Here is a 10572-nt window from a genome sequence, read left to right on the forward strand (position 1 = left end):
AGCATGACGATACCCGACTATACGACATCCGACCCGCAGGCGGTCGTGGTGTACGACTATATCCCGGAGATTTCAGGCACGGAGCCTGAAATCTCCGTTGTCGTTTCGACTTACAACCAGCCGGAGTGGCTCGAAAAGGTTTTGTGGGGCTACGAGGTGCAGAGCGAAAGCTGCGGGCGGTTCGAAGTGGTGATTGCCGACGACGGCTCGGACGAACGGACGCGACAGATGCTGGATCGGATCACGCCTCATCTGACCTTTCCGCTGCGCTACGTCTGGCAGCCCGACGCAGGATTTCGGAAGTGCCGCATTGTCAATCGGGGCATACTGGCCACCCGGAGTGAATACATCGTGGTGACGGACGGAGACTGTATTCCGCGGAGCGATTTTCTGGCGACCCATCTCCGTCTCCGCCGGCCCGGCTATTTTCTGTCGGGCGGAGCGGTGAGGCTGCCGATGGAGCTCTCCCGGTTAATCGGCAAAGAGGATATTCTCACCGGGCGCTGTTTCGACCGGGAATGGCTCAAAGAGCACGGACTGAAGCGATCGTTCCGGAACAACAAACTGACGACTTCGGCCGGCTGGGCAGCCTTTTTGAATGCAGTGACACCGGCCGGGGCGACTTGGAACGGCGGAAATGCTTCGGGCTGGAAATCCGATTTGCTCCGTGTCGGAGGTTATGACGAACGAATGGAATACGGAGGTGAGGATCGGGAGCTGGGCGAACGGCTGATGAATGCGGGAATCAAGGGACGGCAGGTGCGTTATTCGGCAGTCTTGTTGCATCTGGAGCACGGACGGGGATATGCCCACGAGGAGGCATGGGCGCGGAATCGGGCCATTCGGAAAGAGACGGCACGTGCGAAAAGCATCTGGACACCTTATGGATTACCGAAAGGGGAATAGCATGAAGACAAAACGCAACTTCACCGTTACCCTGCTGATTTCGACCTATAACAAACCGGACTATTTGCGTCAGACCTTGCTGAGCGTAGCACGGCAAACGGTCTTGCCGGATGAGATCGTGATCGCTGACGACGGCTCGACAGAGGAGACCAAACAACTGATCGATGAGATGCGGTCGGTGGTTCCGGTTCCGATTCAGCATGTCTGGCATCCGGACACCGGATTCCGGCTTAGCGAGATTCGGAACAAAGCCATTGCTGCGGCAAAAGGGGATTACATCATACAAACCGACGGTGATATCGTTCTCGGACGTCATTTCGTTGCCGATCATGCGGCTATCGCAGAACACGGATGGCTGGTGTGCGGAAGCCGGGTCTACCTCGGACCGAAAACGACGGAACGGATATTGAAGAGAGGTTTTTCCTGCCACCGGGGATTATTCGGTTCGCAGCGTGGCAGTTTCGCCAATAGTTTCCGCATCGGTTGGCTCGGACGTTATCTGTCGAAACGATATGACCGGGAAGCGGCTCATATACGAGGATGCAACATGGCTTTCTGGCGGCGAGATCTGATTGCCGCGAACGGTTATAACGAAGATATCGTGGGTTATGGCGCTGAAGACGGCGAAGTCGTTCATCGCATGAGAAACGGCGGTGTAAAGAACAAGATGCTCAAATTCGGCGGGATTGTTTATCACCTGTGGCATCCGATCCTCTCCCGCGACCGCCTCGCTGACAATCGGAGGATTCATGCCCGAACGAAAAGCGAGGGTATCACACGATGCGGGAACGGGATTGACAAATATCTGAATGACAGCCAATAGATCCAATTCTATGCAACTCGGACGCGACTTGACAACAACGTTGTTGATTTCTACTTACAATAAACCGGAATATCTGCGCCGAACTTTGGAGAGCGTGGCACGGCAGACGATATTACCGGATGAGGTGGTCATTGCCGATGACGGTTCGACGGACGAAACCCGGCAGTTGATCGAAGAGATGCAGAAGCGTATCTCGATACCGATCCGACACGTTTGGCATCCGGACGACGGTTTCAGGAAATGCGAAATTCTGAACAAAGCATTGGCGCAGGCTAAAGGAGAGTACATCATCCAGACCGACGGTGATATTATTCTCGACCGGCATTTCATCGCCGACCATCTGGAAATGGTGGAACGGGGATATTTCGTATGCGGCAGCCGGATTTTGCTGCCGGAAGAGATTACCCGAAAAATTTTAAGCGGGACTCAGGAATTACCGCGTTTGAGAGACGGGAAAATCGGATTCTGGCTCAACGGATTGCGGATCGGCTGGTTGCGGCATTACCTGACCAAACGATTCGGGAAAAAAGCCGAACGGGGAATCCGGGGATGCAATACCGCTTACTGGAAATCCGATCTGATCGCCGTCAATGGTTTCAATGAAGATATAACCGGATGGGGGGCCGAGGATGCCGAATTGGCCTTCCGGATGATGCACAACGGAGTGCGGAAAAAGATCCTGAAAATGGGCGGCATTGTTTATCACATGTGGCATCCGTTATCGTCGGACGCGCGTCTGCAGATTAACGAAGCCATTCTGAGGGAGGTCAAAAACGATCCCGGTCGGATCCGTTGTGAAAACGGTATAGACAAACATTTGTCAGAAGCATAAAACTCATCGTATATGTTAGCCATCATCGGTCAGATCATCCGCCAGCTGCGCGAAGAGAACGGCATCACGCCCGAAGAGCTTTCGGAGCGGGCCGGAATCGATGTGGATAAGCTGGCGAAAATCGAGAACAATCAGGCCACTCCGTCGCTGGGGATGCTGATCCGGATTTCAAGAGCCTTGGGGGCCAAACTCGGCACCTTGTGGGGCGGGAAGGGAGAAGAGGATCGCACGGCAGTGGTGTCGCGCCGGGCGGACGTGGAGAGTCGGCCCGCTTTTGTCGGAAACGAGGCGGAACGGAGCGGCCATCTTGCTTTCTACGCGTTGGCGCAGAAGAAAACCGATCGGCATATGGAGCCTTTGATTGTGGATGTTTTGCCGGGTAAAACGGAGGCGGGCTCAACCGCGGAACTCCGTTCGGAACACTCCGGCGAAGAGTTTCTATATGTACTCGCCGGCAAGGTGACGCTCTACTACGGCACCGAAACCCATCGGTTGGAGGCCGGAGACAGCATCTATTACAACTCCGTGGTACCCCACTCTCTCGCCAATGAGAGCGATGTGCCGGCACGGGTGCTGGCTCTGCTCTACACACCATACTAAACGAAAGTCAGACACTTGGAAATATGATACGCCCGGTACGTCCGGCCGACGATGCGGCGGCCATCTGCGAAATATACAACCATTACGTGACCGATACGGTCGTGACCTTCGAAAACGAACCGATCGCTCTCCCGGAGATGCGAAAACGGATCGAGACCATATCGGCTCATTTCCCCTACCTGGTCTACGAGCAGGGAGGAAGAGTCTTGGGGTATTGTTATGCCGATACCTGGCGCACACGCGAGGCATATAACCGGACGGTGGAGACGACCGTCTATCTGCACCGCGACTGGCTGGGCAAGGGAATCGGCAGCCAGCTTTACGCCGAACTGCTCGGACGGCTGCGTGCGGCGAATTTTCATGTGGCGGTGGCGAGTATTACGCTGCCCAATACGGCAAGCGTCGCACTGCATGAGAAGCTGGATTTCCGTAAAGTAGCCCATTTTACAGAAGTGGGATGGAAGTTTGCCAAGTGGCTCGATGTGGGATTCTGGGAACTGATTTTCTGACTCTATCTGTATCCGATAATGAACGGGGCGCATTTCTTGTAAGAAACGCGCCCCGATTCACATCCAGTTTCTGGCAGGCTACTCCGTCCGGTCGTCGTACTGCTCCCGCAGCTGCTCCAACCGTTCGTGCATCCGCGCCCGCACCTTCGCCAACTTCGGATCGTCGTACCGGTTATGCAACTCCGTCGGATCGGTTTTCAAGTCGTACAACTCCCACGAGTCTATATCGTCGCCATAGAAATGGACCAGCTTATAACGATCCGTCCGTACGCCGTAGTGCCGCCGCACGTGATGTTCGCCCGGGAATTCATAGTAGTGGTAATAGATCGCATCGCGCCACCCTTTCGGCCGTTCGCCACGCAACAGCGGTTCGAGCGAAACGCCCTGAATATCTTCCGGCACCGTCGCTCCGGCCAGCGTCAGGAAAGTCGGCGCATAGTCGATATTTTGCACCATCTCCCGAACGACCCGTCCGCGTTCGACCCCCTTCCAGCAGTCCGGCAGCCGCATCAACAGCGGGGTACGCAACGACTCTTCGTACATGAACCGTTTGTCGAACCAGCCGTGTTCGCCCATGTAGAACCCCTGATCCGAAGCGTAGACGATCAGCGTATTTTCCAGCAGTCCCTCTTTTTCCAAGTACTCCATCAGCCGGCCGATATTGTCGTCCAACGATTTGACACTCTTCAGATAGTCCCGCATATAGCGCTGATATTTCCACTCCACCAGTTCCCTGCCCGAGAGGCTGTCGGCCATAAAACGATCGATCAGAGGCTGGTAGACGCTGTCCCACTGCGCCCGTTGCTCCGGCGTCATCCTCCCCCGCTCGCCCCAGAGGTAAGCCCCCTTGAGCGGGGTCACGATCGTGCTGTCGAGCATTTTGAGGTCGTACGTCAGATCCATATCCTTATCGATGCTCATCTTCTGCAGCGGCGCTGCCTGCCGTCCGGCATAATCGTCCCAGAAAGTCTCCGGCACCGGGAACGTGCGATCTTCGAACTCCCTCAGGTCGCAGGTGTCGGACATCCAGATCCGGTGCACCGCCTTGTGATGCAGCATCAGGCAGAACGGTTTCGATCGGTCGCGGTGTTCCAGATAGTCGATCCCTTTGTCCGTGATGAGGTTCGTGACATACCCGTGCTCGCGGTGCGTCCCTTCGGGCGTGATGAAGTCCGGATTGTAATAATAACCCTGTCCCGGCAGAATCTCCCAGTGGTCGAACCCAGTCGGATCGCTGAAAAGGTGCCACTTCCCGATCAGAGCGGTCTGATAGCCGTTCTGTTGCAACAGTTTCGGGAAGGTCTGCTGCGAACCGTCGAACGGCTGTCCCCCTTCATTTTTGAGAAAGCCGTTTTTGTGGCTGTGTTTTCCCGTCACGAGCACCGCCCGGCTGGGCCCGGAAATCGAGTTGGTCACGAAGCTGTTCCCGAACCGCACCCCCTCGCGCGCCAGCCGGTCGAGGTTCGGAGTCGTGTTGTAGCGACCGTCGTAACAACTGATCGTTTGGAACGAGTGGTCGTCGGTCATGATGTAGATGATGTTCAGCGGCTTGTCGCACCCCGTCTCCGGTTTGTTTTTGGCCGAGGCTCCGAGAGCCGAGAGGCTCATCGGGACCAAAAGCAACGATTTATTTACCATGAAGCTATTCATTGATTTTCAGACAATAGATATTTCCCGAGAAGTCGGCCACACAAAGTGCATCGCCGCTCACAGCCGGCGACGAGAAGATCGGTGCCCCGAGGTTGCGTTTCCACCGGAAACGTCCGTTTTCGGCGTCCACCCCGTAGAGCCAGCCGTCCGAAGCGCCGAAGACGAGCGTCCCGCCGATCAGCACCGGCGACGTCTCCACCGAATTCTCGAAGTCCTGATAGTAAGGCACCGAGTAGAAGATGGCCGGTCGAGTCGTATACGTCCACACCGGCTTGAAGGTTCGACGGTCGAATGCCACAACGCCCTTATCGGCCGTTCCGACATAGACCATCCGGTCGGTTACCACCGGCGCACAAGCCCCCTCGAAGGTAATCCCCTGCTGTTCGGCGCTTTTCAGGATATCGCCCGACTTCGGATTGATTAGGAACAACTCGTCGCGACTCGCCAGGTAGATATGTCCGTCATAGATCGTCGCCGATCCGTCGCGGAACCGAATCTTGGAGTCCTGTTTCTTCCACAACAGGTGTCCGTTCTGTAGGTCGTGTGCGAAGAGCCCGTTCCAGTGCGACGAGGCCAGTACCACACCCTCGCCCACCGTAGTGGTCGACTGCGTCCCTTCGCCGCCGCTCCACGCCTCGTTCTTCCAAACCACCGAGCCGTCTTTCACCCGCAGCGCCGTGAAGTTTCCCCCCTGCCCCGCATAGACCACGCCGTCGGCCACTGCCAACCCGTGCAGATTCTCCGGCAGAACGTACCGATTCAACTGTTTATCCCACACCAAACGTCCGGTCGCCGCGTCGATGGCGTAAACCTGCATCGCCGCATCGCACGCCAGCACCAGTCCGTCGCTGTAGACCATCGTATTCTTCACCGAATTGTCGGTTTTGAAGCGCCAGAGTTCCCTTCCGGTCGTCGCATCGTAAGCCACGACGGCACATTTTTTCAGGTTGTCGTCGTCGATCGTGGCCACGAAGACCTTGCCATCTCCCACCACCGGCGAAACCATATAGATATTCCCGCCGGCATTCTGCGACCACACATAGCGCGGCGCATGGGTCGCCTTTCCGGCCGCCGCCACGCCCGAATGGGCCACATTGCCGCCCAGATTGCCCCAATCATCCCCCACACGCACCGTTGCCGGCTCATCGGTCAGCACGAAACTGCTGTGATCGACCAGCTGAGTCCCGTCGGCAAAGGTAGCCTCGGCCACCAGATGCTGCACGCCCGTCCGGTTTCCGACAGCCAGCGTACCGCTCCAGCTCCAGTCGGTCTGCGGCACCAATGACACCATCCGCCCCCGCTTTCCATTTTCGACCAGCGCCACCCGTACCGACTTCGCCGGCGAAACCGTCCGATAGGTATTCACCCGCACCGGAATCACGCCGCCCGCCGCCGCGATCGTATCGTGCTGCGCGGGCAGAGCCGTAGCCAGCAGCCCCGGAACATTGGTATACCGCGCACGGGTCTTATCCGAGAGATTCCCGTCGGCATCCACGCTGATGACCCGGAAACAAGCCGGCGAGTGGTCGATCCCGCCCTTGTCGGGGGTCGACGCACAGTAGGTCATCACGCCGTCCACCCGCTTGGCATACTGGCTGTGCCAGTGGCCGTAGACGAATGCCACAAGGTTATGTTTTTTCATGTCGATGCTGTCGCCTTCGGCGCGAATCACGACATCGTCGCCCTGAAACCACAGATCGTGGTTGAAGATAATGATCTTTTTCTTCGGATCGGTCTGCGCCAGGTCGTTCCTGATCCACTCCAGCACCTGTTTCTTCGAGTAGGAAGGCGCGTGGTCGCCCCCCAGCATCGGTAAAGAAAGAAAATGGACATTCCCCACCTCGAACGAATACCGCGTCGGCCCGAAGAGATTTTCGAAATACTGTTCGCCGTAATCCCCGCTCAGCAGGTCGTGGTTCCCGATGGCGTAGTACATCGGTACCCCCATATGCCGTGTCCGTACGTTCGCGGCATGAAAGTCCTCGCCCGGCTGATAACATATGTCGCCGGTGTGGATGATAAAAGCGGTCGGATTGGCCGCCGCATAACCTTTCAAATCTTCGATCCACTCTTTCGGGGTCGGAGTCTCGGTGTCGGTGATCTGGATGAATTCGAAAGCTCCGGTATGGCCGTTCCGCACCAGACCGAAATCATAACTTGCCTTGTCTTGCGCTACCGGAATATAGTGCGCCTCAGCCGGTGCATATCCGGACGGCGTGGTAACAGTTACGAATCGTGCCTGGGGATTGGCGGGCAACTCGAACGAGCCGTCGGCGGCGGTCTTCACGACGTTCCGGCCGTCGCTGACCGAAACGCCGGCCACTCCGCGTTCAGCGGCGCTGCGTACCCCGTTCCCGTCGACATCGTGATAGACTGTTCCCCGCAACTGTCCCGCTGCGAACAACGGAGCACACAGGAAAGCGGCAATAAAAAGTTTTTTCATGGTTTTGGGTTAGCAGAATTTTGAAGTTTTTTCAAAATTGTCGCAAGTTACTAATTCGCGACCTAATCTACAACCTTTCGAGCGTCATGAGAGGATGATTCGAGACCGGATGACCGATTTTGATGTGGAACCTTTTTCCACCCCCGATTTATCGATATCTTTGCTCCCGACCGGTGCTTAAACCCGACTCGAAACGGAAAACCAACCCATTCATTTTATGAAACATACACTAATTTTTTCTCTTTTGTTCCTGTGCGGAACGACCGCCCTCGCCCAGCAGCCTTTGGGCGCTTATGAGGAGCTGACCGACACACGGGCTCACGACGGCCGGGAGGTGTGGGAACGGATGGCACAGCCTGTCCGCTTCGCCTGGGGGAGCACCGATATCCGATACACGAAACAGGATGTTCCGACGGTGGAAAAAACGAATCGATTGCAATTGAAAGCCTGGAAAGGCGAGCGGGTGAATGCTCAGGCCGTGCTTTGGACACGCAAGAATTTAAAAGAGGCCAAGGTGACGGTGAGCGAATTGCGGAACGGTTCGTCGGTGATTCCTTCGGCAGACGTGACGCCCCATTTCGTGCGTTATGTGATGACCGACGAACTCAATAAGGACGGAAAGGGAGGATGCGGTCACCGGCCGAACAAGGCGGACTGGGACTCGTCGCTGGTGGCCGACGTGCTCGACATCAATCCGATGCTCGACATCGAGGCCTGCACGACGCGGCCCGTCTGGCTGAGCATACGGGTGCCGGCCGACGTCCGGGCGGGCAGGTATAAGGGGACGCTGACCGTTTCGGGAGCCAATTTCAAGGCCTTGAGTCTGCCTTTCGAGGTAGAGGTATTGGCCCGGACGCTGCCCGAGCCGAAAAAATGGGCGTTCCACCTGGATTTATGGCAGAATCCTTACGCCGTAGCACGCTATTATCAGGTGCCGCTCTGGAGCCGGGAACATTTCGATGCCATGCTGCCGATCATGCGGATGCTGGCCGATGCGGGTCAGCGGGCCATCACGACCAGCATCATGTACAAACCGTGGAACGGCCAGACGGAGGATCATTTCGACAGCATGATTACCCGCATCAGACGGATCGACAGCACGTGGAGTTACGATTATACGGTTTTCGACAAATGGGTCGAGTTCATGATGAACGAGGTGGGCATCGACGAGATGATCAACTGCTACACGATGATTCCGTGGGACTTGCGGTTCGACTACTACGACCAGGCGACCAACCGGGTGCAGTTTATCGAGGCGAAACCGGGCGATCCGGCTTATACGGAATACTGGGGGGCTTTTCTGAAAGATTTTGCCCGCCACCTGCGCGAAAAGGGGTGGTTCGAGAAGACGGCCATTTCGATGGACGAACGGCCGATGGAGGCGATGCGCGAAGCGATCAAGGCGATTCGGAACACGGATCCCGATTTTAAAATCACGCTGGCCGGGAACTACCATCCGGAAATCGAATCCGACCTCTATTATCTGAGTATTCCGTACGGCCAGCAGTTCCCGAAAGAGGTCAAACAGGCGCGGGAACAACGGGGGCAGATCAGTACGGTTTATACGTGTTGTACGGAGGCTTTCCCGAATACGTTCACTTTCTCGGCACCGGCCGAAGCGGCGTGGACGGTGCTGCACGCCGTGGCCGGCGGATATGACGGCTACCTGCGGTGGGCGGTCAACAGCTGGACGGCGGATCCGTTGCGCGACTCGCGTTTCCGGAGCTGGGCGGCGGGCGACACATACAGCATCTATCCGGGGCCGCGAAGCAGCATCCGTTTCGAACGGCTGGTCGAAGGGCTTCAGGACTGCGAAAAAATCGTCCGGCTGCGGGCGGAGCTGGGAGCGAGGGGAGCGACTCGGGAACTCGACAAGTTGAACAGAATGGTGGCCGGATTCACTCCGGAGGGTCTGGCGGCGAGCGGCCGGTCGGCTACGGAGATGGTGGCGGAACTGCATGCCTTGCTGAATAGCCTGTAACAACCGCGCGGCAAACAAAGGCGGCTCTTTCGGAAAACCCGAAAGAGCCGCCTCGTTTTTGAACATCTGCCGTCTGTTATTCGTCGATCTTCTTCACCTCTTCCGCTTGTTCTTCGGCTCCCTCTTTTTTCTGTTCGTCGGCCACCGGAGCGTCCTGTTTTTCCAACGGTGCCCGCAAGGTGAAATAGCTGAAAATCTCCATCACGCCATAGGCCAGAATCCATGCCCCGATAAAGGTCATGAACCACGATGCCATATAGGTCGGCTGTGCGGCGGCGAAAATCCCGGCCACCATCAGCAAAATCGAGAAGAAAAAGTAAAACCCGGGAACTTTCACCCCGCTTTTCTTGATTTTGTACATCGAGACCAGTTGGTAGAGCCCCAGGAAGATCAACAACACACCGAAGAGAATCAAAAAGAGATTCGTCCACAACTCCGGACTGAGCAGCAACAGCGTTCCCCAGATCACGGCAATCGGAGCGGCAATCGGCAGGTATTTCCACCGATCCGCCATCCCTTTAGTCCGCACCATAAATCCGATAAACTGAACGACGCCGATTACAATGGCTACCACGCCGATCAACTTAACCCCCCATTGCAGAATCCTGACAGACCAAACGATCATCACGAGTCCGACGACCAAAGCTACAATACCCCACAACAAGGCATTATAGGTTCTTATACTCTTTTCCATCCTGATATAAATTAAGTTTTATCCCAAAATCTTAACAAAAATCACGCCAAGCATGCATTAAATCGCTCGTTTGTTGGTATCTACCCGCAGAGGACTGCCGCTTTTTGGAAAAAGCGGCACCAAAAACTTTTAGT

Annotated in this window: 9 protein-coding genes; 6 read left to right on the forward strand and 3 right to left on the reverse strand. The window is 56.3% G+C overall.

What is annotated here, in order from left to right; translation table 11 throughout:
• Positions 1–3 precede the first annotated feature (3 nt).
• From QZ292_RS00305 to QZ292_RS00325, 5 genes are read left to right on the forward strand one after another with little or no spacing between them, the layout of a single operon-like run.
• Positions 4–906, forward strand: coding sequence for a glycosyltransferase family 2 protein (locus QZ292_RS00305; protein WP_294596149.1), 903 nt, complete (start codon positions 4–6; stop codon positions 904–906).
• 1 nt (position 907) lies between these two features.
• Positions 908–1729, forward strand: a complete 822-nt coding sequence (locus QZ292_RS00310; protein ID WP_294596152.1) for a glycosyltransferase family 2 protein — start codon at positions 908–910, stop codon at positions 1727–1729.
• Between the two features lie 10 nt (positions 1730–1739).
• Entirely contained in the window at positions 1740–2561 is an 822-nt protein-coding gene (locus tag QZ292_RS00315; protein WP_294596155.1) for a glycosyltransferase family 2 protein, read from the forward strand.
• A gap of 12 nt (positions 2562–2573) precedes the next feature.
• Positions 2574–3161, forward strand: coding sequence for a cupin domain-containing protein (locus tag QZ292_RS00320; protein ID WP_294596158.1), 588 nt, complete (start codon positions 2574–2576; stop codon positions 3159–3161).
• A 23-nt stretch (positions 3162–3184) separates the two neighbouring features.
• The gene (locus QZ292_RS00325) at positions 3185–3670 is read left to right on the forward strand and encodes a GNAT family N-acetyltransferase (protein WP_294596160.1); all 486 of its coding nucleotides are present in this window, start codon (positions 3185–3187) and stop codon (positions 3668–3670) included.
• 78 nt (positions 3671–3748) lie between these two features.
• Here the strand turns inward: QZ292_RS00325 and QZ292_RS00330 are convergent, their stop codons facing one another.
• Positions 3749–5278: a sulfatase gene (locus QZ292_RS00330; RefSeq protein ID WP_294596183.1), complete on the reverse strand. Its 1530-nt coding sequence runs from the start codon at positions 5276–5278 to the stop codon at positions 3749–3751.
• 34 nt (positions 5279–5312) lie between these two features.
• On the reverse strand, positions 5313–7763 hold the full coding sequence (locus QZ292_RS00335) for a PQQ-binding-like beta-propeller repeat protein (RefSeq protein ID WP_294596165.1): 2451 nt from the start codon (positions 7761–7763) through the stop codon (positions 5313–5315).
• Between the two features lie 217 nt (positions 7764–7980).
• Between QZ292_RS00335 and QZ292_RS00340 the strand changes: the two genes are divergently transcribed.
• Entirely contained in the window at positions 7981–9744 is a 1764-nt protein-coding gene (locus tag QZ292_RS00340; RefSeq protein WP_294596168.1) for a glycoside hydrolase domain-containing protein, read from the forward strand.
• Positions 9745–9820: 76 nt separating this feature from the next.
• On the opposite strand, the gene QZ292_RS00345 is transcribed toward QZ292_RS00340, so the two are convergent.
• Entirely contained in the window at positions 9821–10438 is a 618-nt protein-coding gene (locus tag QZ292_RS00345) for a DUF308 domain-containing protein (RefSeq protein WP_294596170.1), read from the reverse strand.
• Positions 10439–10572 lie beyond the last annotated feature (134 nt).

The sequence above is a fragment of the uncultured Rikenella sp. genome, from assembly GCF_910577125.1.
Lineage (GTDB): Bacteria > Bacteroidota > Bacteroidia > Bacteroidales > Rikenellaceae > Rikenella.